15 protein-coding genes and 2 pseudogenes are annotated in these 22,424 nt (G+C 62.6%); 9 read left to right on the top strand and 8 right to left on the bottom strand.

Annotation, left to right across the window (positions count from 1 at the left end):
• Positions 1 to 2: 2 nt before the first annotated feature.
• Positions 3 to 668, bottom strand: coding sequence for an alpha/beta hydrolase family protein (locus AC5Y2S_RS22570; protein WP_499958487.1), 666 nt, complete (start codon positions 666 to 668; stop codon positions 3 to 5).
• 74 nt (positions 669 to 742) lie between these two features.
• On the opposite strand from AC5Y2S_RS22570, the gene cobG reads away from it, so the two are divergent.
• The 3 genes from cobG to AC5Y2S_RS22585 are packed head-to-tail and all read left to right on the top strand — an operon-like array spanning position 743 to position 3,961.
• Positions 743 to 1,861, top strand: a complete 1,119-nt coding sequence (cobG, locus tag AC5Y2S_RS22575) for a precorrin-3B synthase (RefSeq protein WP_499958488.1) — start codon at positions 743 to 745, stop codon at positions 1,859 to 1,861.
• Between the two features lie 4 nt (positions 1,862 to 1,865).
• On the top strand, positions 1,866 to 2,492 hold the full coding sequence (locus AC5Y2S_RS22580; protein ID WP_499958489.1) for a precorrin-8X methylmutase: 627 nt from the start codon (positions 1,866 to 1,868) through the stop codon (positions 2,490 to 2,492).
• Positions 2,489 to 3,961 carry a precorrin-2 C(20)-methyltransferase gene (locus AC5Y2S_RS22585; RefSeq protein WP_499958490.1) on the top strand — a complete coding sequence of 491 codons (1,473 nt, stop codon included), beginning with the start codon at positions 2,489 to 2,491 and terminating at the stop codon, positions 3,959 to 3,961. The genes AC5Y2S_RS22580 and AC5Y2S_RS22585 overlap by 4 nt, the downstream gene beginning before the upstream one ends.
• Positions 3,962 to 4,084: 123 nt before the next feature.
• Here AC5Y2S_RS22585 and AC5Y2S_RS22590 read toward each other — a convergent pair whose 3' ends face one another.
• From AC5Y2S_RS22590 to AC5Y2S_RS22600, 3 genes are all read right to left on the bottom strand, one after another.
• Positions 4,085 to 7,054, bottom strand: a complete 2,970-nt coding sequence (locus AC5Y2S_RS22590; RefSeq protein ID WP_499958492.1) for an MMPL/RND family transporter — start codon at positions 7,052 to 7,054, stop codon at positions 4,085 to 4,087.
• Positions 7,051 to 7,482, bottom strand: coding sequence for an MmpS family transport accessory protein (locus AC5Y2S_RS22595; RefSeq protein ID WP_499958493.1), 432 nt, complete (start codon positions 7,480 to 7,482; stop codon positions 7,051 to 7,053). Before AC5Y2S_RS22595 ends, AC5Y2S_RS22590 begins: the two co-directional genes overlap by 4 nt.
• Before the next feature lie 347 nt (positions 7,483 to 7,829).
• A complete protein-coding gene (locus AC5Y2S_RS22600) occupies positions 7,830 to 9,053 on the bottom strand; it encodes a class I SAM-dependent methyltransferase (protein WP_499958495.1) in 1,224 nt (407 codons plus the stop codon).
• Positions 9,054 to 9,312: 259 nt separating this feature from the next.
• Between AC5Y2S_RS22600 and AC5Y2S_RS22605 the strand changes: the two are divergent.
• Both AC5Y2S_RS22605 and AC5Y2S_RS22610 read left to right on the top strand, forming a co-directional pair.
• Positions 9,313 to 9,479: pseudogene (locus AC5Y2S_RS22605) on the top strand (IS256 family transposase); the annotation flags it as partial.
• A 5-nt stretch (positions 9,480 to 9,484) separates the two neighbouring features.
• On the top strand, positions 9,485 to 9,640 hold the full coding sequence (locus AC5Y2S_RS22610) for a hypothetical protein (RefSeq protein WP_499958538.1): 156 nt from the start codon (positions 9,485 to 9,487) through the stop codon (positions 9,638 to 9,640).
• A gap of 128 nt (positions 9,641 to 9,768) precedes the next feature.
• Here AC5Y2S_RS22610 and AC5Y2S_RS22615 read toward each other — a convergent pair whose 3' ends face one another.
• On the bottom strand, positions 9,769 to 9,909 hold the full coding sequence (locus AC5Y2S_RS22615) for a hypothetical protein (protein ID WP_499958496.1): 141 nt from the start codon (positions 9,907 to 9,909) through the stop codon (positions 9,769 to 9,771).
• A gap of 332 nt (positions 9,910 to 10,241) precedes the next feature.
• Between AC5Y2S_RS22615 and AC5Y2S_RS22620 the strand changes: the two genes are divergently transcribed.
• Together AC5Y2S_RS22620 and AC5Y2S_RS22625 are read left to right on the top strand one after the other, a co-directional pair.
• Positions 10,242 to 11,018 (top strand): hypothetical protein, encoded by a 777-nt coding sequence (locus AC5Y2S_RS22620; RefSeq protein ID WP_499958497.1) that lies wholly within the window; start codon positions 10,242 to 10,244, stop codon positions 11,016 to 11,018.
• Between the two features lie 9 nt (positions 11,019 to 11,027).
• Positions 11,028 to 12,059 carry a GSCFA domain-containing protein gene (locus tag AC5Y2S_RS22625; RefSeq protein WP_499958498.1) on the top strand — a complete coding sequence of 344 codons (1,032 nt, stop codon included), beginning with the start codon at positions 11,028 to 11,030 and terminating at the stop codon, positions 12,057 to 12,059.
• Between the two features lie 589 nt (positions 12,060 to 12,648).
• Here the strand turns inward: AC5Y2S_RS22625 and AC5Y2S_RS22630 are convergent.
• The gene (locus AC5Y2S_RS22630) at positions 12,649 to 13,326 is read right to left on the bottom strand and encodes a class I SAM-dependent methyltransferase (protein WP_499958499.1); all 678 of its coding nucleotides are present in this window, start codon (positions 13,324 to 13,326) and stop codon (positions 12,649 to 12,651) included.
• Entirely contained in the window at positions 13,323 to 15,335 is a 2,013-nt protein-coding gene (locus AC5Y2S_RS22635) for a methyltransferase domain-containing protein (RefSeq protein ID WP_499958500.1), read from the bottom strand. The genes AC5Y2S_RS22630 and AC5Y2S_RS22635 overlap by 4 nt, the downstream gene beginning before the upstream one ends.
• A gap of 1,232 nt (positions 15,336 to 16,567) precedes the next feature.
• Between AC5Y2S_RS22635 and AC5Y2S_RS22640 the strand changes: the two genes are divergently transcribed.
• Positions 16,568 to 18,076, top strand: a complete 1,509-nt coding sequence (locus AC5Y2S_RS22640; RefSeq protein WP_499958501.1) for a glycosyl hydrolase family 28-related protein — start codon at positions 16,568 to 16,570, stop codon at positions 18,074 to 18,076.
• Between the two features lie 124 nt (positions 18,077 to 18,200).
• Here the strand turns inward: AC5Y2S_RS22640 and AC5Y2S_RS22645 are convergent, their stop codons facing one another.
• Positions 18,201 to 20,423, bottom strand: coding sequence for a sulfotransferase (locus AC5Y2S_RS22645; protein ID WP_499958502.1), 2,223 nt, complete (start codon positions 20,421 to 20,423; stop codon positions 18,201 to 18,203).
• 315 nt (positions 20,424 to 20,738) lie between these two features.
• Here AC5Y2S_RS22645 and AC5Y2S_RS22650 point away from each other — a divergent pair.
• Positions 20,739 to 22,424, top strand: a pseudogene (locus tag AC5Y2S_RS22650) (hypothetical protein); the annotation flags it as partial.

The following is a 22,424-nucleotide window of genomic DNA, read 5'->3' on the forward strand; positions in this document are numbered from 1 at the left end:
CGTCATTCGTACCGCAGCGTCGCCGCGATGCGCGCGGCGACCTCGCCGGCCACCTCGAGCGCCGGTCCGCCCGTCGCCGGCACGTAGCGATCCGCGACCGGGTCGTAGTCGGCGCCGGCGATCGACCCGTGATCGGCCGCCAGCTCCGCCAGCTCCACCGGCCAACCGGCCCGGTGCAGGCCGGCGGCGAACGCCCTGCTCGCCGAGACCGGAACCGCGTCGTCGGCGAGCCCGTGCAGCAGCGTGAACGGCGACCGGGCGCCGTCGGCCGACAGCATCTCGGTCGGCGTCCGGCCGGAGATCGGGTCCGGGACCATGAAGGCACCCGCCAGGCACACCGTGTGCGCGAGGGCAACGTCGAAGCCCCCAAGCGTCACGCCCGCGGCGGCGCATCCTCCCAGGGACCATCCGACGAGCACCAGGGCACCATGCGCGCGCTCCCGGGTGAATTCGAGCGACCGCAACAGGTCCGCCCGCCCGCCGTCGTCGCCGTGGGAGTTCCAATCCGGCGCCACCACCGCGGCGCCGCGTTCGGCGAGCATGCCGGCCAGCGGCCGCACGGCAGCGCGGGCGTCGGTCTGCATGCCGTGCCATAGCAGGACCGCGGGTTGCGCCGAATCGCCGAAGACGTCGGCCAGGCGTCCCGGCGCGTACTCCACCGTCCTCACGGGCAACAGAGTGCCCGCACCAGGCCCGCGCCGAACCTGCGCGAAACGGTGACGCGGAGTCGTACCGTAGGCGCATGGTCCGAGCGCGCGACACCGACGCCTGCCCGGGCGCGCTGCAGGTGCATCAGGCCGCCGACGGCGCGCTGGTGCGGGTGCGCTTGCCCGGCGGCCGGATCAGCGCCGCCCAGCTGGCGACGCTGGCCGCCGTTGCGGGTGAGCGCGGCTCGGGAACCCTCGAGCTGACCGCCCGGGGCAACGTGCAGCTGCGCGCGATCACCGACGTGGCCGCGGTCGCCGAGGCGCTCACACAAGCCGGGCTGTTGCCGTCGCCGACCCATGAGCGGGTCCGCAACATCGTCGCGTCGCCGCTGTCGGGCCGCGTGGGTGGACTCGCCGACGTCAGTGGGTGGGTGAGCGAGCTGGACGCGGCGATTTGCGCCGAACCCAGGCTCGCGGAGCTGGGGGGCCGATTCTGGTTCGGTCTCGACGACGGCCGCGCCGACGTGTCCGGGTTGGGCGCCGACGTCGGCGTGCACGCCCTGGACGACGGCGTCGCGCTGGTGTTGGCGGGGCGTGACACCGGCGTCCGGCTGGCCGTCGCCGACGTGGCGCAGTCACTGGTCGCGCTCGCGGTGCGGTTCCTTGAGGTACGCGGGAAGGCTTGGCGCGTCAGCGAATTGGTCGACATTGCGGGGCTGTGGCCCGGGGCCGAACTCGGCGCGGCTTTCCCGCCCGTGGCCAGGCCACCGGTGGGCTGGGTCGGCCAGGACGACGGCCGGGTGGCGCTGGGCGCCGCGGTGCCGCTGGGCGTGCTGCCCGCACGGGTCGCGGAATACCTGGCCGCCATCGAGGCCCCGGTGGTGGTCACGCCGTGGCGATCGGTGCTGGTGTGCGATCTCGATGAAGAGGTGGCCGACGTCGCGCTGCGCGTGCTGGCGCCGTTGGGCCTGGTTTTCGACGAGCACTCCCCCTGGCTGAGCGTCAGCGCCTGCACCGGGAGCCCGGGCTGCCAGCATTCGGCCGCCGACGTGCGGGCCGACGCGGCGATGTCGTTGGACGCGCGGGACGCCGAGGCCGGGGTGCACCGTCACTTCGTCGGCTGCGAGCGTGCGTGCGGCAGCCAGCCCTTCGGGCAGGTCCTGCTCGCCAGCGGACAGGGTTATCGGCTGCTGCGCGACCAGCGCCTAAGGTGAGCGGGTGCTCGACTACATCCGCGACGCGGCCGAGATCTATCGCCAGTCGTTCGCGGCCATCCGCGCCGAGGCCGACCTGACAAGGTTTCCCGACGACGTGGCACGCGTCGTGGTCCGGTTGATCCACACCTGCGGTCAGGTCGACGTCGCCGAGCACGTCGCCTACACCGACGACGTGGTCGCGCGAGCGGGCGCCGCGCTGCGCCGCGGCGCACCGGTGCTGTGCGACTCGTCGATGGTGGCCGCCGGGATCACCGCCGCGCGGCTCCCCGCGGGCAACGAGGTCGTATCGCTGGTCGCCGATCCGCGCGCGCCCGAACTGGCCGCGCGCCGGCAGACCACCCGCTCGGCGGCCGGCGTGGAGCTGTGGGCAGGCCGGCTGGCCGGCGCGGTGCTGGCCATCGGCAACGCCCCCACCGCTCTATTCCGGCTGCTGGAGCTGATCGACGAGGGGGCCTCCCCGCCGGCCGCCGTGCTCGGCGGCCCGGTGGGATTCGTCGGGTCCGCGCAATCCAAGCAGGAGCTCATCGAGCGTCCGCGCGGCATGTCCTACCTGGTGGTGCGGGGCCGTCGCGGCGGCAGCGCGATGGCCGCCGCCGCCGTCAACGCGATCGCGAGCGACACGGAATGAGCGCGCGCGGCACCCTATGGGGGGTCGGGTTGGGGCCCGGCGATCCGGAGTTGGTGACGGTGAAGGCCGCCCGGGTGATCGGCGAGGCCGACGTGGTGGCCTACCACAGCGCCCGGCACGGCCGCAGCATCGCCCGCGGGATCGCCGAACCGTATCTGCGGCCCGGCCAGATCGAGGAGCACCTGATCTATCCGGTGACCACCGAGGTGACCGATCATCCCGGCGGCTACGCCGGTGCGATCGAAGACTTCTATGCGGACTCGACGCGGCGCATCGCCGCGCACCTGGATGCCGGTCGCGACGTGGCGCTGCTCGCCGAGGGCGACCCGCTGTTCTACAGCTCGTACATGCATTTGCACACCCGGCTGACGCAGCGGTTCGACGCCGTCATCGTGCCGGGCGTGACGTCGGTGAGCGCCGCCTCGGCGGCCATCGCGACCCCGCTGGTGGCCGGCGACGAGGTGCTGTCGGTGCTGCCCGGCACCCTGCCGGTGGCCGAGCTGACGCGCCGCCTCGTCGACGCCGACGCCGCGGTGGTGCTCAAGCTTGGCCGTTCGTATCACGCTGTGCGGGAGGCGCTTTCGGCGTCCGGGCAGCTCGACGACGCGTTCTACGTCGAGCGGGCCAGCACGTCGGGGCAGCGGATCCTGCCCGCCGCGGACGTCGACGAGGCCGGCGTGCCCTACTTTTCACTGGCCATGCTGCCCGGCGGCCGCCGTCGCGAAACGCTTTCGGGCACGGTCGCGGTAGTCGGCCTGGGGCCCGGCGACGTCGACTGGATGACGCCGCAGAGCCGACGGGAGCTGGCCGCCGCGACCGATCTGATCGGCTATGCCGGCTATTTGGACCGCGTCCCGGTCCGCGACGGCCAGCGGCGCCACCCCAGCGACAACACCGACGAACCGGCGCGGGCGAGGCTGGCCTGCGCGCTGGCCGAGCAGGGGCATGCCGTCGCCGTGGTGTCGTCGGGCGATCCCGGCGTGTTCGCGATGGCGACCGCGGTCCTGGAAGAAGCCAAACAGTGGCCGGGAGTGCGGATCCGGGTCGTTCCGGGGATGACGGCGGCCCAGGCCGTCGCCAGCCGGGTCGGCGCTCCGCTGGGCCATGACTACGCGGTGATCTCCTTGTCCGACCGGCTCAAACCCTGGGACGTGATTTCCGAGCGCTTGGCCGCCGCCGCGGCCGCCGACCTGGTGCTGGCCATCTACAACCCGGCGTCCAAGGCGCGGACCTGGCAGGTCGGCGCGATGCGCGACGTGCTGATGGCCCACCGCGAACCTGGCACGCCGGTGGTGATCGGCCGCAACGTGTCCGGCCCCGACGAAGACGTACGCGTGGTGCGACTGGCCGATCTCGACCCCGCAGACGTCGACATGCGCTGCCTGCTGATCGTAGGCTCCTCGCAAACCCAGTGGCACTCAGACGATTTCGGTGACCGCGTGTTCACCCCTCGGCGGTATCCCGCCTGACGTCTTAGTTGTACGGCGGATAGGGCGTCTGCCGCAGCACGCCCGCGAGGTGCACGGCGTTGCGGGCCGCGGATTCGGTGGTGGTCGCGACCACTTCCGCGTCGGCAAACGGCTTCGGGCTGTTTACGCCGGGCCCGCGGCCCCCGAATACGCCGGAGCATTTCCGTCGTGTGGCCGCGCACCCGTCTGTCCGTCACCGGACGCCGTGTTGAGCCGGGCGGTGTCCGCTTCCTCACCCAGCAGGAGGGAGCGAACTAGGCGACGCGGTCCGAACGGCCGAAGCATGGAGCTGGCCGGGCGCGGCCGCACCCGCATTGGCCACCAGAACCAGCGTCCGAGCAGCGCGGCGATCGACGGCGTCATCAAGGAGCGCACGACCAGGGTGTCGAACAGCAGGCCGAGGCCAATCGTGGTGCCCGCCTGCCCGATTGAACGGAGATCGCTGGCCGCCATCGACATCATGGTGAACGCGAACACCAACCCCGCCGCCGTGACGACACCGCCGGTCTCCCCCATCGAGCGAATGATTCCGGTCTTCAGCCCCGCACCGATCTCCTCCTGGAACCGTGACACCAGCAGCAGGTTGTAGTCGGATCCCACGGCCAGCAGGATGATCAATCCGAACACCGGCGCGATCCAGTTCAATTCCAGACCCAACAGGTGCTGCCACACCAGCACCGACAGTCCGAACGCGGCGCCCAGCGACAGCAGCACCGTGCCGACGATCACCAGGGACGCGACCAGCGCCCGTGTGATGATCACCATGACCGCGAAAATCAGTGTCAGGGCGGCGAGTCCGACGATCAGCAGGTCGTATTGCGAGCCGGCCTGGATGTCGCGGTAGATCGCCGCCGTCCCGGCGAGGTAGAACTTGGCGCCGGTGAGGGTCGTTCCCTTCACCGCGTCATGCGCGGCATTCAGCGCGGGCTTGACCGCGGCAATGCCCGCCGGGGTCGCCGGGTCCGCGTCGTGGGTGACGATGAAGCGCGCGGCCTTGCCGTCCGGTGAGAGGAAGAGTTTCAGGCCGCGCTGAAAGTCGGGATTCTGGAACGCTTCCGGCGGCAGGTAGAAGTAGTCACCACTCCTGGAGGCGTCGAAGGCCTGACCCATCGCGCTCGCCGTATCGGTCATCTGGGCCATCTGCGTCACCAGACCCGAGAAGCTGCTGTGCATCGTGAGCAGGGTGCCCTGCATGGACTTCGCGACGGCGATCATCGGCGGGAATTGGGCCATCATCTGGGGCATGATCGCGTCGACCTTGTTCATGTCCTTGATCAGCGTGCTCATGTTCGCGCTGAACTTGTCCACGCCGTCGATCGCCTCGAACACCGACCTCGACGCCCAGCAGACCGGGATGTCGAAACAGTGTGGTTCCCAATACAAATAGCTGCGGAACGGCCTTGCGAAATCGTCGAAGTCCGCCAGGTGGTCTCGCATCTCGTCCAGCGTGGTTTGCATGTCGCCCATGTCGCCCACCATGCGATGGGTCGCGCTGCTCATCTGCCCGAGCAAGCCCTGCATCCGCTCCATCGAGCCGATCATGGCACCCAGATCGTCACTCATCTTGAGCATGTCCGCGGTGCGATCCTTCATGAACTGGAGGTTCTGCTGGATGGGAATCGCTTGGGCACTGATCTGGAACGGTATCGAGGTGTGCTCGATCGGACCGCCCAGCGGCCGTGTGATGCTCTGCACCATCGCGATTCCCGGCGATCGAAAGATGTCCTTTGCGAGGCGGTCGAGAATGATCATGTCACCGCTGTTGCGCATGTCGTGATCGCTCTCGATCATGAGAATGTCGGGATTCATTGTCGCGGCGCTGAAATGGCGCTCCGCGGCGGCATATCCGACGTTAGATGGCATGCTGCCGGGTATGTAATAGCGGTCGTTGTAGCTGATCTTCATGCTCGGCACGATGAGGATACCGACGATCGCGATGGCCATTGAGGCCGCCATCACCGCGCCGGGCCAGCGCACGGTGGCGGTACCGATGCGCCGCCACCCACGCGTCTTGATCATCTTCCTCGGGTCGAGCAAACCGAACCGGGTGGCCACGGCGACGACGGCCGGCGCCGCGGTCATCGCTCCCGCGACGACGACGAGCAATCCCACAGCGGACGGGATGCCCAACGCCTTGAAATACGACAGACGCGCCAGGTGCAGGCAGAAGGTGGCTCCGGCGATGGTCAACCCCGAGCCCATGATGATGTGCGAGGTCCCACGGAACATCGTGTACCAGGCGGTTTCTCGATCCTGGCCGGCCTGACGCGCCTCCTGGTAGCGGCCGACGAGGAAGATCGCGTAATCGGTTCCCGCCGCGATGGCCAAAGATGAGAGCATCGCCACGACGAACGTCGAAAACCCCAAGAGGCCTTTGTCCCCGAGAAGCGCGACAAGCCCTCTGGCCGAGCCCATCTCGAAACCGACCATGACGAGAACGAGAAGCACCGTGCTGATGGAGCGATAGGCGATGAAGAGCATGATCATGATGACCACGCCCGTGACGCCCATCATCTTGAACATGCTCTTGTCGGCGCCTTCGTTCATGTCCGTCGTCAGCGGTGCCGGGCCGGTGACGTAGACATTGAGGCCCTTGGGCGGCGTCGACTGGTCGACGATCTTGCGCACCGCGTCGACGGACTGGTTGCCCAGCGTGCTGCCCTGGTTGCCGGCCAGATTGAGCTGGACGTAAGCGGCTTTACCGTCGCGGCTTTGGACACCGGCGGCGGTCAGCGGGTCTCCCCACACGTTCTGCACGTGCTGCACGTGCTTCGGGTCGGCCTGCAGTTTCTGGACCAAGCCGTCGTAGTAGCGGTGCGCGGCGTCGCCGAGTTGCTGATCGCCCTCGAGGACGATCATCGCGATGCTGTCGGAGTCCGACTCATGGAAGGTCGCGCCGATGCGCTTGGCCGCGATCATCGCGGGCGCGTCTTGGGGCGACATGGTGACCGCGTGCTTGCGGGCGACCGACTCGATCGGCGGCACAAGCACATTCAGGGCGACGGTCAGCAGGAGCCAGCCGATGATGATGGGCCACGCGAACGTGCGGACGAACCGCATGAACCTCGGACGGCCGTCGTTGTCGGTGTTCATGCGGCCTTCACCAAACAAGACGTTTGTGCGTGATGGCCGGCGGCGGAACTTTGGTCCTTGATCTCACCGTTGACGGTGATGCGGCACCCGATGTTGTCGCTGTTGCCCTGTGCCACCACGCTGGCGATCACGGCCGGCACCGTCGTGGTGATGGTGATGGTCCACGGCAGGCTGCCGAAGTCGGCCTGTTCGGGCTGGGCCTTGGTGTCGAGGTAGCTGACGCTTCCCGCGGTGTCGCTCGGCCCGTAAACCTCGTAGGTCACCCGCTTGAGGTGCGACGGCTCAAGTGGTTCGGCGCTGCTGCCGGTTGCGGTAAAGATGGCGTCGGAACCGAAAACGCCGCGAAGCCGGTCGACGGCGATACCGCCGAGGGCAACCGCCACCACGACGACGAGGGGCACCCATGCCTTCTTGAGAAAGGCCAACACCGCCGCTTCCTTTCGCTCGTGGCCCGGTCCTTCGAACGCAGTGTCACCACCACACGGCGACGCCCGGTAGGGCCCTTCGACCCCGGACCGGGGGTCATCTGACTCGAACACCCCGGTGGGACGCTCCCCAACCAGATATACCATACCCCGTGGGGTATTTTCCAGGCGCGAGTTCAGAGGCCACACCGTAGGGTGTGCACCGTTGATCTGCGATCGGAAATTCGCCGTGTGACCGCACGCGATGACCGGCGGTCATGCGGAATTTGAGTGAATTACATTGGGGTGGCAGCGCGATTCGGTGGCGGCGGCTTCGGCGCCCGAGTGTTCACACCACGCCGCCGCCCTGCCTAATCCGCCGGATCTTCCTTCAGCGTCACCGCCACAAAGTCGAGACGCCACAGCGATTCGAACAGCCTGCGACCGAACTCCTCCAGGTCACGCTTGCTGGCACCAAGCGACTCCCCGCCCTTGGCGACCCGATCAGCGATCTGACGAATCGTGAGCCGGCCATTGACGTGCTGTAGGAAACGCATATGAGCCGGCGTGACCTTCGTCCGCCAATTCGGCCGGAAAATCTCGTCCCCCTCGATACCGCAGCGCATGCGCATCCGCGGAACGTATCCGAGGCACGCAGGGGTGGAGAAACTGATTTCGTAGCTCTTCTTCGGCCGGTCGGAACGGCATGCCATGAAGAAATGGGCGCCGTTCATCACGTGAAGACGCTCTACTACGGACCAGAGCTTGGCCTCGGGCAATGCGCTCACCGCCTGATCGAGTGAAGTCCCGGGTCTAAACCAATCGTGCGGGTAGTAGGGCGCCTTGATGAACCATCCCTGGAATGCCAACCCAGCTGACGTCACGAGGTCGATGCAGTCATCGACGCTGTAACTGCGCTCGGGGCCATGCAGGAAGGTATCTGCCAGGGCGGCATCGGACTGGGCGGAAACCGGCGCCATCTTGAAGTAATTGTGGACGGGGTGTTCTAGCGGGAGCGCCGAGATCACTTCTTTGACCATTTGGACCGACGCGTCGTCAGGACCCATGCCCAAGTCACGGAAGGCCGATTGCAGCATTTCGACGCCCATTCGACCGGACTTCGCGTAAAGCATCACGCCCAGAGCGCCATCTCGCCGCAGACAAGCCCTCAGTGCCTTCATGCCCGCTGCTGGGTCTGGCAAGAGATGCAAGACGCCGGTTGACACGATGAGGTCGAAGTTGCGCTTGAGCGTTGGCAACTCTTCTATCGGAAGCCTATGCAACTCCAAGTTCCGCAGCTCGTACTTGTCTTTCAGATATCGCGCATGGTCCAGCGACGGTTCACTGATATCGACCGCCACCACCTTCGCGGAACGGTTGTTGTATGCGAAAACCGCGGCCTGATTGGTACCGCAGCCAGCGATCAAAATATCGAGGTCGGGCTTATAGTCGCGGTCGGGCCATAAAATCGAGTGAGCGTGGGCAGGGTCGAACCACTCCCAATTGCTGTCCGTCCATGCCTCAAGGTCTTGTATGGGTTCCGGGTACGCCTCGAAACGGCGCGAGACGACGCCTGTGTTCGGATACTCGTTCATTGCGGAGGTAGGCCCTTCCGGTCGACTCTTGATCGAGGATCCCGGATCCGTGGTCAGCTGGGAGCTGTATCACGGGGCGGGCCCCCATCGTGGCGATTATCGGTTACCGCCGGTTCTACCCGCAAGCGAACGGCGTGATTCCATCTGGGCAAGTTCGGGGTGGTCCATCATCGGACCAGCCGTTGGGCGGACAGGATAGAGTGGGTCGTGGACCGCGGCCGTAGCGTCGTCAGGTAGGGGAAAGCCGGCGACTCGCAAAGTGGCGGAGACGTTTTCGGCTGCGGCGCTGGATTCGTTGATCAAGGCGGTGTTGGAGCGTTCGTTGCAGACCGCGATGACCCATCACCTGGGCTGTGAGTCGGAGATCCGGCCGGCCGCGGGAACGGACATTCTCGTTATGGTTCGACGTCGAAGACCGTGACCAGCCAACGTTGGGCATCAACTTCGCCGAGGGATTGACGACCGGCGAGGTGGCTGCGCACGTCCCCGAGGTCTATCAGCACCGCCTCGATGCCTGCGCCGCCGAAGCTCTCGCAGATCGCCTGCAACCCAGCGACGTCGTGGCAGTTGAGGAAGTCGTTGTCTAGCGGGTGAACCCGCTCCCCGCCTTGCTCCCCTGCCGCTGTGCCCTATGGTTCCCGTTGACGATCAGCTTGGCGTGGAACGGGAAATAGGTACACACCCGCAGCAGGAACCGGCCGAAGTCGTCATCGAATCACTGCCAGGAGATGTGATTGCGGGTCTTCTTCAACCAGAGGTGGCGCCGGTAAGCGGGTTGCGCCGCCGGACCGAGATCCAACACCGTGACCCGCGCCTGCGCGATGCCCACATACAAGACGCTCTCCGCTGCCATCATGGCCGGCCAGACACTTCTGGGTCACCTCGTCCTTGGGTTGCCCGGTGTCGACCGGTTCCCGTGCCAGTTGGTGAGCATCGACGTAATGATCGACCTCGGCCACATAGTTCTGTCATGGGCGCCATCAACGGCGTCGAGGCGAACCGCCAACCGCGTTGGCAGACAAAGAAGTTCCAGACCCCTACCCCATGCTGCAACCGCGGGCTGGCCACCTATCGATCACTGCCACTCCGAGACTCCATCCTTTCGAACAAATGGAGTTACCGGAGATCCCGGAGCGGTTCACGTATGCTGGCCTTGCCCTTCTAGACATCGGGAGCCTGCATCGAGTCATGAATGATGACCGTTCCATCCCTGCCCTCGAGTCCTCGCCATCCCGCCTCATTCTCGCAGGGGATTCCCATCTCGCTGCCATCGTGGGGGGAAAAATATTTTCCGGGCCGTTGGAGCTCATTACCGGCCCGCGCGGGGACGGCACGCTTTTTTTGGCGGGTGGCCAGTGGCCGCGGGACATGGCCTACTGGGACGCCCTCGCTGATTCTGGCATGGGCGCGGATGTTGGCATCATTTGGGGCGGTAACGAGCATAATGTTTGCTATTTCTTCGAGGCGGAAACGCCGTTCGACTTCCTTTCGGCGCATGTGCGCATAATTAACCCATCGGCGCAGATCATGCCGAGGGCCGCCATCCGGCACCGCTTCCAGCAGATCAGTTTCAATGATCTCGACTCAACGTTGAAGCGGCTGACGACCGGCAGGTTCAACCGTATTGCTCTCATCGGCACGCCGCCACCAAAGGGCGACAATGAGGCGCTACGCGCCTTGTTGAAGACGGAAGATTTCTTCGTCAGTAGGGCGGCGCTCCTTGGGCACTCCGTGGAGACGATTCCCATCACAGATCCCTATGTGCGACTTAAGCTTTGGTATCTGCTGCAGGACATGCTGGCCGAAGAAGCCCGCATTCGGGGGGTGATGTTCATTCCTGTTCCCAAGGAAGTTCAGGACCCCGACGGCTTCCTGAAACGTGAGTTTTGGGCATCGGATGTGAGCCATGCAAACGAAGCCTATGGCAACGTGATTTACGAGACCGTATTACAGGCCTTCGAATAGGACGAACACATGGCGCAGCACCCCTACAACGATCAACCAGAACGGGCCTTTTGGTCGCGCTCTGTCGCGCGCAACTGGTCGCCGATGGATCTGATAACAGCCGATGAACCGATCCTGAGGTCCGACAGCCGGGTTATGTCAGCGGGAAGTTGCTTTGCCGCTAACATCGTGCCGCATTTGGAAGCCGCCGGCTATCGCTACGTCCGGACTGAGGCGGCGCAGGCGAACGACCGATTCGGCTACGAACTTTATTCGGCAGCCTACGGAAACATCTATACGGCAAGGCAATGGCTTCAGCTCATCGACAGGGCCGAGGGGCGGTTCCAACCGCGCGAGGATCGCTGGGCGGCGCCGGGCGCCGTCATCGATCCGTTCCGACCAGGGTTGCCCTATCCGGCCGAATCACAGGAGGAATTCGATCTCCTGACTCGCTCCCACCTGGATCGGGTGCTGGCCGCGATCCTTGAATGCAACCTTTTCATCTTCACCCTGGGGCTGACGGAAAGCTGGGTCTCGACCCTCGACGGCGCGGTCTTTCCCTCCTGCCCCGGAACCATCGCCGGCGCCTTCGATTCCCAGAGACACCAGTTCGCCAACTTCACCGTCGGCGAGGTCGTCGCCGACATCTTGGGCTTCATCGACCGGATGCGGGCCATCCAGCCGGGCTTGAAGATCGTGCTGACGGTCTCGCCAGTGCCGCTGGTGGCGACCGCCACCGCCGAGCACGTCTACACCGCGACGGTGTACAGCAAGTCCGTATTGCGTGCCGCAGCCGGTGAGGCGGTCGTCGCACGGCCGGATGTCCTTTATTTCCCCGCCTATGAAATCGTCACAGGCCCCGGGAGCGAAACCCATTTCGCCGATGACCGCCGTACGGTGACGGTTGACGCTGTCAAGAAGGTAGTGGATGCAATTCTGAACCATAGCGAACCTGCCGCGTCCGGCGGCGACCGCGATCGGGACCGCAGCCGGGCGTTGGCGCAATTGGCACGCCAACTTGCCGAGCGCGAATGCGAGGAGGCGATGAATGAAACCAAATAGCCGGATTGTGTCTGTGGCTCGTCTTTACCCAGTCCACGTCAAGACCCAGAAGTCAACCCTGGGATGTGCTGTTTCCTTTTTTGCTGATACATAGGCCTGAAAGCGTTATTTATATTCCGGGTGTATAGAGTACAAAATCAAATAAAGTATATTCATTTCCGCGAGATCATTTCCCCGATGAGACGTGCAGTTTGTCCGATATTTTGCAAACCGCCGGCTGCCTCATCTTCGGTTTCCACGGGCACCGTATCTGCCATTTCGCATTAGCCTCGCGCTTTCGCGCGACCAGCCGTCGGAGCTGACCTAGTGTACATGACCTAATGGCCTTAAGCGTGTCGTCGCTGGCCGGCGTGAGTTCGGTCCAGGTAGCTGCCAGGAGGCCCGGTAGCAGATTGTGGCTTGGCCTGGTAAAGACGGTCCGTAGCCATTCCGCGAAGCTTGCGGCGTTGTTAGAGGTCCGTCCATTCGGGCGGGGCCGGGAGTGTCGAGCCCCCGAAATCGTGGTCAACCACCGCAGCCAAGTATTTGTGGTGGCGCTGTGGCGTCGAGGGAGACCAACGACCCACCCACGGAAGTGTCAGAGGAGCCGTTACAAACGGGAAAAAATAAACGCCTGATTCTCGAAATGCTCACCCAGCTTGCCGCACCACTTCTTGTACAGCAGCTTAAACCCGAGCCGAGCGGCGGTTGACTCCAGATCATCGTCGGTGATGCCCCACTGCCAAATGGAATGCACATCGCGCCACGGCCTGTCGGCATATGGATGCTTCTGATCGAGCTTTTTAAAGAGATTTTTGTATGGCTCTTCCTTCGGGTCTGCTGGGACGGTGCGGAAATATTCCTTTTCGCCTAGATCCAGCAGCCTGACTGTGGTGTCTGAACCTGTCCATTGCCTATTGTAGATCGCGAAGAGGCGCACATTCTTTGCGTACATCTCGAGGAGATCATCCCAATCGGGCGCCACTTGGTGCAGCAACACATCAAATAGAAAGATTACATCGGCTCCACCGACTTGGTCTACAACGGCCTGGCTTCCGTAATCTCCATTGATCACGCGAAGTTGGGGATACGTCTTTGCGCGGTCGATAACAGTCGGGCTTATGTCCGTATCGACCAATACGGCGTGCTCCACCGGATACTTGTCCAGCGCATAGAACGTATACGCGCCTTCCGCTGGCGAAACGGCGCCAAGATCCGCGAACGACTGGGCGCCAAAAGATGAGAAGGCCTGATCTACGATGTCGACTTTATCTCTGTCGATGCTCATTGCGTGGACACTACCGCCGCCGACCCCGCCGTGCACCCCGTGGCGTCAACGGGACGGGCTCGCAGCCAGATCGCGCCGCCGGGGTTGTTGAGGAACAGCGGGCTGGTCTGATGAACCAACTCACGCTGTCGGTGCGCGAACAAGCCGTTCCAGAACACCACCTCGAACGCCGAGTTATACATTAGGAATGCGCGCAGAGCGTAGATTTCGTTCCATGATCTATTGTCCTCGAACAGCCATTGCCGTGGATACTCGAACGGGTATTGAATGTCGTGAAAATGTACCAGCACGCCCTTCTTGAGGCTGGGTAGGATGGAAAACAGCTCGTAGTGCACATCGCTGGCGGTCTTGAGGACATGGGTGGAGTCGATGAACAGGATGTCATTCGCATTGAGTTTGGAGAACGTTGAAACCGGCACATCCTGAACCAGCCCCTCGATGATATCGACCCGGGAACGGTCTTCCTCGCGAAGCCTGCTGCGAAGGCGATCGGCGTCGGGATCGATGCATGTCATCGTGAAGTCGCTGAGACCGACATGGTCAACGGTGTCGAGCATGCAGGCCGAGGAGAATCCTGATCCGACCTCGATTACGTTCTTCGGCTTAAAATGGGCAATCATCGCGCGCAGCATAATAGCGTCGCCGTACGGATACATGTCATTGTAGTAGTAGCGGTTCTTGCCGTCGTCATGCTCGCTGAACGGCGTGTGCTTGATGAATTCTGCGTTTTCTTTCCAGAACCGCACCATGGCGTCTTCATCGAAATGGATACCTTTGATGTCCTCAGGTTCCTGCGGGTACTGCTTCTCGACGTATTCGGCGATAGTCGATGGATTTACGATCGGTGAATAGCAGTCACCGGGCAAAAACATGGTCGGCACCGACTTTTCCTGCCGAAGCTGGTACTCTTTCGATTTGACGAAGGCAAAATAGACTTGCTCGGTTGGCAAGGCGGCGGCGGTGGTCACCCAGTGAGCGAACTCCTCCGGTGATGGATCCCGCTTCAGGATGGTGGCGTAGAGGCTGGCGATATATTCCTCGGCAGCGGCGGGGCTCATGCGCGGTATTCTTTCGGATGCTGCTGACACGGGTGTAGTGGCGGCATTGACGTTCTTGGCGAAGTTCTCGTCCGACAGCGGGATGAGCGGATGCTTGGTCGACCCCTTGGACCGTTCGTTGTCGGTCATATGCACTCCTTGGGCTAGACGATTCCTGCTCGGGGCTTTGACCGCGATCACGACGTCCTGCCAGCTCATACCGTTCGTTCGGCCGCACCACTTGCCATAGCGCAACGGTTCGCGAAGCTCGAGGCCGCATTCCCTATACAAATCCCTGACGAAGGCTTCCGGGTAACGGATCGAGGCTTCAGGATTTTCGGCGTAGGCCGTTCGCGCACCTTGCATCTCATGCTCGAGCTTGATAGATCCCTTTCCATCCGTGATGAGGGCTGACGACTCCTCGTTGAGGAGGAAGAAGGTGGTTAGACTTCGCCCGCCCGGCTTCAACACGCGGACGATCTCGTGCATGTAGCGCTTGACGTCCGATGCCAGCATGCGCGTGAATACTGAGGCAAGCAACACCACATCGAAAGACCCGTCTTGATACGGAAAACGGAAGCCTGACGGCTGGTATTTCCCTTCCGCGTTGTAGCTTTTTCTCTGAACATCTGCGACTCTGGAATCGAAGTTGGGGTAGGTGTTGTCCGTGCACCACGCGATTGCTTCCCTTTCGACATCGAAGCGGGCGTAACGGCCCTCGCGGTTCAGGTAGCCGGTGAGCGGCAGAGCCATCCGCCCTGAGCCGCAACCAACGTCGAGCACTGCATCACCTGGCTGCAAGCCACATAGGTCAACCAAATAACCCAAGAATTCATCGCCGGTTGCCTCGTACACAGCCGGGCCACCAAGACCCACCCAATCCTGAAGCTCCTGCTGGGGCGACAACTCACCGGGCGAGCCGCCATTCGCTGTAGAAGTGCGATGCGAGCCGAGCGGAGTGCTCCCGGTCATGATCCCTCTCTGTAGTCGGCCGAACTTGTGCGCCGTCTCAACCACGCTCACTATAAGGGCTTTTCGGCCTCTACGGGGAGTATCCGATTAACCTGCGGTCGCCCGGCTCGGCCAAGGGCACACGCGAATTGGCGGCATAGCCGCCGGCTCTCCACGGCGAGTTCGCGGTTGCGGTGGTTGTTGATTTTGGAGATCCTTCACCCGCAAACGTCGGCTACTCTGCGCCCCGAGAAGGATTCGACCGGGCGTTATATCCTCGGGCTTCTAGATGGGCCGGCGAGCCTTACATGCGACGGCGGCCCCGGTATCAGACGCGCAGCACCACTAGCAACGGCGTTCCGGAGCAGGGGCACTGGACCACCCGAATACGGCTCCCCGTGGGATGTGCCGGTTTGTGGGACAACCCAGTGCCCTCCCCGGACTCTTGTTGTCTTGGGTGGGAAAGCTGGTTCGGCCGTTGGCTGGACACCTATCGGAATGGTCGTGGAGTACGACCCGTATTCCGGTGAGAGCGGAACCAGTTTCAGCCACAAAACTACTCGTGACGGGCTGAGGAGTGCATCGGTTAGAACACGCCGAGTCCGTCCTCCATCAACATGGTGACCGGGCGCCCGGCGTTCTGATGTTAACGAAGAACGGAGTGAATCCGGTGGCTGAAGAAGCTTCAACTGTGAAAGTGAAAGTCAGAGAACCATTTCGGGCGGTTCACGATGCTGAGCCCTATGTCGGCGGCGACGAATTCGAGGTAACCAACCATTACACGACCACGACCTGGATTCGGCGAGATGGGTTGAGCCGGTGCATGTTTCGCAGAAGGCAGGTCATAATGTCTGGTTTGCAGGCTGGGCAGGTCAGTGTCGGCACTGCAGCGACAATGCTCTGTACCGTGGGTGCCGTTCCTGATGCTGACGGTGTGCTGATCAATAGCAGCGGGGCCGCTTCCATGAGGCCTTCGGGCGTGACGACGAGTACGGGTTCCCTGTGGCCGCGAATCCGCCGGTGCTGTTCCTGACGACGGGCGCGGAGCCGATAAGCCTGTATGGCGTAGTCACGTCCGGGACGGCAACTGTCAGCTTTGCGTTCCCCGGCTGGTCAAACGTCTCGGGGGGTCGGTGCGGTTTTTCGCGATTCCCCGCGCGGCGACCGGCGTTGGCAACTGCTGGCGGTTCGGCTCCGCCGCTACCTCCCCCCGATCGGTGCCTTGACGAGCAGGTTGCCGCATACTTGGCGACGTGAAATCGCGGCGAGATACCTCCGAGGCGGCTCGAGCCGGCCACGTCGACGGCCTGCTGACCCGGCGCGAGGTGATGCGACCACTAGCGCTCGTCGCGGCGACCGCGACCCCCACCGCGCTCATCGCGGGCTGTTCCAGCGGCAGCTACTCGCCGAACGGGGGACGGCGGGGGGTCAACGTTCTGGACTACGGGGCCGATCCGACCGGCGTGAGCGATTCGACCACGGCTTTCACCAAGGCTATCGCTGCGCTGCCAGCCGTGGGCGGTTCGGCGAGTTTTCCGACTGGTGGAGGCTGGGTGTATGCGCCGACTGGCAAGTACAAGATCACTCGCACGCTGAATTTCACCCAGTTTCAAAACCTACGGGGCGATGGCAAGTCCCTCACCAACCTCGTTTACACCGGATCGGGGCCATGCATTTCGGCCTCGCACACCGGCCGCATGAGCGGCTTTCCGGCCCCTTGCCATTTCGAGGGTTTCACCATTGATGGTGCTGGTGCTGGTGCTGGTGCCGTCGGAATACAGATCGGCAACCTGTTTCATTCTCGCGGCCACGATCTCGAAATACAGAACTTCATCGCTACCGGCGCTATTGGCGTGTTATTCAAGAACTATGGCAGCGTTCCCGTGGCCGATAGAATGCAGTGGAACATCGACCTGATTGAGAATGCCAATCACGTGGTGTTCGACGGCAACTGCGGAGTGGGTGAAGGTTCGTTCAGCTATGCGGAGTATGAGTTCTCCATCGTAGCCAACGAGAATCAAAAGATCCTGACGCTACAAAACAACGCAGTAGTCCGTAGCAGCAGAATGTCCATCGTCGGGGGCGTCGCCACAACCAGCAGCAGTAATTCCGGTTGGGTGATTGGAATGGATGTCGGTGCCCCAAAGAACCAAAGTACGTTGAGAGACTGTGAATTCCTCATCTCTGTCGAAGCGGATGCCGATGTGGGTTTTCGTACGCATCAGTCAATACGTATGGAGAGTACCAATTTTGGCGAATTCTCCGGTACGGGCGTGCTGAATTTTATCGCTGGCTTCACTGCCGGGGTTCCATACCCTTTCCAGCCCGCGTCGATAGCTAGCGGCTCCATATTTGCGGTGTCTGGTCGTATCTCCGAATCAGTGCTGGGCACGATGAGGTTCGGGGATTGCGCTAGTTTCCAGGGGGGCACTCAACGGAAGGCCTATGTCGTCGGGGCTGCTAATATTTCTTCCCCTTTCACCATTGTCCCGCAGATGGGGGATGTGCAGGAGTTCATTCTGCCGAATAAAAATGTCACCATCGCCGGTTTTTTCGGCGCGCCCTATGTAACGTCGCGCAGCATGGAAATCCTTTTCCACCAGCCTGCATCGGGTGCCGTCTGTTCGGTCACGTGGCCGTCAAATGTCAAGTGGGCCAACGGACAAAATACCCTGTCCGCTATCAATGGCGCCGTCGACAAGGTGCGACTGGACTACTTCCCCCACAATGACATTTGGTTCGCCGAACTGCTGACGAGCTAGATCACAAGCCAGCCGGGCCAGCGTTGACGTAGGCGTTGCCAAAGTCCTTAAGCCGCTCTTTCGTAATTTAGAGTGACCGTTGAACGCGCGGTATCTCGGTGACCGAGAAGAGGCCAAGCCGACGCTACGCGTTCACGCCGGGTCGGCCAAAAATCAATACATCCTGGTGGTTGTCCCAGCCTCGCTCGACGTAGCCAAGTAGCCTCAGGTCCGTGCGTGGTTCCAACAGGCGCAACACCCAGTGAGGCCGTACGAGAGCGATGCCGTACCCTTCCTCCTTATTGAAGAGCCCCTTCAAAACATCGTAAGTGTAGTCAACATATCCAAATCCGGTTCGTCGTACGCTCTCAGCGGCTACCTCGTAACATTGGTCCGGGAGGTAGAAATTCGGATTGGTCGCCTGAACGTGATCGGAGAATCGCCCCTGAAGAGTGATCACTGCTATGCCAGAATCGGATAATGATCGACCCAGCAAATTGATCGTGTCCACAAACGATGCCTCCGGCAGATGCGACAGAAGCGAGCCGCAGAATATCAAGTCGAACTTCTCCCCGAAGTCGATCTCACTTATGTTGACCCGCGATAATACACAGTCAATTTGAAACGCCTCACGACAGAAATCCAAATGATCCTCATAGAGGTCTGACGCGACGATCCTCGCCTCGGGGAAAAACGCGCGGAGATGGCGAGTCACGCGGCCTGAGCCGCTCGGAAAGTCCAGAATAGATTGCGGCGGTTGGCGAGAGTTGGCGAGAAGCGCATTGACGATGACGCGCATCGCATCGGTCCCGACACTATAGTAACGACGGATCGACCCGTCCGAACGGTCAATGAGTTCTTGGTCGTTCGGGTTCAGATTCCGATTGATGCCGCGCTTCCTGTACGCCGTGAACAAATTCTGGTATGACGTTGCCAGCGCAAAATAAGCATCAAGTATTTCAGCCGATTCCATGTTGATTTCCCTAGGGGTCGACGCCAAAGATTGTTCTGCCACGGCGGTGTCGGCCGCAACACTCTCGAATGGTGAGCTGCCGCCGAGTTCGTCGAATATCCCGTCAAACGCCTCATCACAGATCTTTTGCAGCCGTGGTTCAAGGTCCCGCTTCCAGCGGCCAATCGATGACGAAACGTCTGCCGATGTTCGATGCGCATTCACATCAGCGGTGGCCTCATTCCCAGCCTTTACCATTGAGTCCACGATATTCGCCGACGAGTCCAGCTCCAGGGCCTCGAGCATTGCGCGTATTTGTTCGGTAGGCGAAAGTATGAGGTCCTCGTAACGGACAAGAGTGCTGTATTGCGATCTGCGCTTCCAAAGTTCGACAAATGACAGCATGCTCCTGCGGACGACGTCGACGTATTCTTCATCCGTTTCAACCCCCTCGCGACCGAAGCCGTCAAAGCCCTTCAACTGCGCCTCTCCGAGCCGTCCGTGGACGCGAGCATTGAATGCCAGTACGGAGGCCACGTAGTCCCTTGGATCTCGGACGAGGAATATCTCCCGCGCCCGCGGGTAAAGTTGCCGCATTATCCAGCGGCAGTGGCCTGCCGGGACGATCTTCTCCGCGAAGAATGCAGGTGCCGTGCGGTTTCGCGCGCTGGCGTACTCGCGGTAGAACGACTCGACGGCGGCCTGCGCCACGCAGGCGAATTCCTCGACCTGATCGAAGTACCAGCGGTCGATGGCTGCTTGTGCTCCCGTGGGATCGGCCCTGTGGCTCGGGGCGATAAAGAAATAAGGAAACGGAGGTAGCCGTTTTGGATCGCTCCAGAACTGCAACGATTCCACCTGCGTGTTGTCCCCGGGTGTGGCTAATACCTGTAGGAAATGCATCCAGTAGCTGCAGACGAACGTCTCGTAGGGATGTCGCTCATGGACGATGACGTCCGGGTGCTCCGCGAGCATCCTCATCAGCAACGTGCTGCCCGATCGGCCGGCACTGGTAACCATGATTGGCTGCATGGAGGGGGTGAACGCCGAGGTCAGCTGTTGCGTGCCACCTATTTCCGCGATCACCTCTCGACGTCCATCCTGGAAGACAACCCTCACCCGAATAGTGAAGGCTGGTGCGAGGCCAACCGTTCCGATCGCCCTCCAGAACCCCACCGGTGACGAAGTGCCATACAGGCTGGCCACATCGGGCCGCGAAACAGTCAGCTCGCAGCTCGCAACCACGATTCCCTCGTGGACGAACTCCACCTCGGCTACCGGCGCCTTGCTCACGACCCAGCCGAAGACCTCGAACGCGCATCCGTCGACCGGACCCGTCCGCGGGCCGTCGAGACAAGCAGCGGTGATCAGGTCATTGGTGGGAGACAGGGTGACCCCGGTTATCTCCAGTTCCATGCGGCGATCCCGTCCCTCCTCGCCGAGGGAGCCGCCACATCCACGGCGATCCGCTCGTTGGCGACACCTTCGCCCGCGCCCCTGCCGCCCCAGCGCAATCTACGACGCCAGCCAGTGCCCAGGATCCCTGACATTAACACCATTTCACGAGTCATGGTGTCAACAGCTAAATTTCGCGCTCACTTTGCGTGAGGCACGGCCAGGCAAGCCGACAATGATGCATCACGCGAGCGGGGGCGCAGAACACTCGTGCTCGTGACCCTTCTCTCCACTAAAGTTGTCAAGCCCGGCTCCTCTTACTGTAATTTTGCACCTATGCGTTTCGCCGTCGCGGTCGTGTTGCCTCCCGACCAGCATGACATCAGCGGCGGAGCTTTTAACGAGGTTGCTGAGGCATTGCACCATGGTCTTTTGGCGCTTGGTCATGACTCGGTGCTGACCAATCGTCTCGACCTCGACGATCGCCGCACCATCGTGCTGGGCTCAAACCTCCTCGTCCAGTACGCCTTGGAACCGCCGAAAGACCCCATCTTCTACAACCTCGAGCAATTGGGTGACGACTTGCCGTGGATGACGATGCCCGAATTCGTCGACCTTTTCCGGCGCTACCCGCACTGGGACTACAGTCAGGCCAACGTCGAGTACCTAGCTGCTATGGGGTTGCCCCGGCCTACCTACGTTCCGATCGGGTACGTCCCCGAGCTGACCCGGATCGCCCCCGCCCGCGAGGACATCGACGTATTGTTCTACGGCGCGCTCAACGGGCGCCGATATGCCGTTCTCAGGGAACTGCACGAGCGAGGTCTTCGGGTCAAATGGCTACCGGGCGCCTACGGCGCGAGCCGCGATGCCTGGATCGCACGCTCGAAGGTCGTCCTCAACTTGCACTACTTTGAAGCGAAAATCTTTGCAATCGTGCGTGTTTCCTATCTGCTCGCCAACAGGCGGGCGGTGGTCTCCGAGCATAGTGCCAATCCGACATTGGAGCGCGACCTGGCCTCGGGCATCGCGTTCGCGGACTACGACGAACTGGTCGACCGCTGTGTAGAGCTCGTTGGCGACGAGCGCGCGCGGCGCAAGCTCGCCGAGCGCGGCTATCGGGCTTTCTCCGCTCGCGACCAGGCCGCCATCCTGCAGCGCGCGCTGTCGGAAGACCTCGAGGGTGACGGCCACCAAACCGCCGCGCGGGACGACTCTTGCATCATCGATGTGCGCCCCGAAGGCAAAGACCGCAGCACAGATCTGCGCGAGCGCCAACTGTTCACCCGCAATCTGTTCAAGCATAAGTCTGCGCAGGAGCGAGATTGGTTGCTGGCCAAGGTCAAACGCAACCCCAAGGATGCGCGGTCGGTCTTTTTCCTCGCCGAGACCTACTTCCGTATGGAAGATTTCGACAACGCGCGGAAGTGGTATGCGCGGCGGGTCGAGATGGGCGGCTGCGACGAGGAGGTCTACTGGGCGATGTATCGGCTCGCGCAGTCGACACAGCAACTCGGTAAGCCGTGGGCAGACTGTGAAGACGCCTACCTACGTGCCTGGCACTTTCGACCGACCCGCGCCGAGCCGCTGTTTGCCGTCGCCGCTGCGTACCACGCAATGCAGCGCTACCGGGTGGGCTACCTGATTGCCCAGCGCGCCGCCCAAATCCCTTTTCCCGAATCGGACCTCTTTGTCCCCGGAGAGATCGCACACGTCTACGCGTGGCGTGCAACCGATGAGCTGGCGGTGTGCGCATCGCAGATCGGCAGGCACGCCGAGGCATTCGCGCTGTGCCGGGACCTGCTGACCCGCCCCGAACTCCCCGACGCCGACCGGCAACGGATTGCGGCCAACCGCGACTTTTCGGTGCCCACCATGCTCGAGGCGGCCACACCCTACCCCGAAGCCCTGGTGCAGTCCCTGACCGCAAGTCCGCGTCAGGCCGAAGTCACCGTCAGCCTGATCGCCGGGCCGGACCGCCAGAGCACCGAGCACACCATCGACTCGTTTTTGAACTGCTGC

The sequence above is a fragment of the Mycobacterium sp. NGS69 genome (genome assembly GCF_059812165.1).

What these genes read in the sequence shown, in the direction of transcription:
- AC5Y2S_RS22630 (WP_499958499.1), bottom strand. Translation starts at nt 13,326, where the DNA reads ATGAGCATCGACAGAGATAAAGTCGACATCGTAGATCAGGCCTTCTCA.
- AC5Y2S_RS22615 (WP_499958496.1), bottom strand. Translation starts at nt 9,909, where the DNA reads ATGATGGCAGCGGAGAGCGTCTTGTATGTGGGCATCGCGCAGGCGCGG.
- AC5Y2S_RS22635 (WP_499958500.1), bottom strand. Translation starts at nt 15,335, where the DNA reads ATGACCGGGAGCACTCCGCTCGGCTCGCATCGCACTTCTACAGCGAAT.
- AC5Y2S_RS22600 (WP_499958495.1), bottom strand. Translation starts at nt 9,053, where the DNA reads ATGAACGAGTATCCGAACACAGGCGTCGTCTCGCGCCGTTTCGAGGCG.
- AC5Y2S_RS22625 (WP_499958498.1), top strand. Translation starts at nt 11,028, where the DNA reads ATGGCGCAGCACCCCTACAACGATCAACCAGAACGGGCCTTTTGGTCG.
- AC5Y2S_RS22590 (WP_499958492.1), bottom strand. Translation starts at nt 7,054, where the DNA reads ATGAACACCGACAACGACGGCCGTCCGAGGTTCATGCGGTTCGTCCGC.
- AC5Y2S_RS22620 (WP_499958497.1), top strand. Translation starts at nt 10,242, where the DNA reads ATGAATGATGACCGTTCCATCCCTGCCCTCGAGTCCTCGCCATCCCGC.
- cobG (WP_499958488.1), top strand. Translation starts at nt 743, where the DNA reads ATGGTCCGAGCGCGCGACACCGACGCCTGCCCGGGCGCGCTGCAGGTG.
- AC5Y2S_RS22645 (WP_499958502.1), bottom strand. Translation starts at nt 20,423, where the DNA reads ATGGAACTGGAGATAACCGGGGTCACCCTGTCTCCCACCAATGACCTG.
- AC5Y2S_RS22585 (WP_499958490.1), top strand. Translation starts at nt 2,489, where the DNA reads ATGAGCGCGCGCGGCACCCTATGGGGGGTCGGGTTGGGGCCCGGCGAT.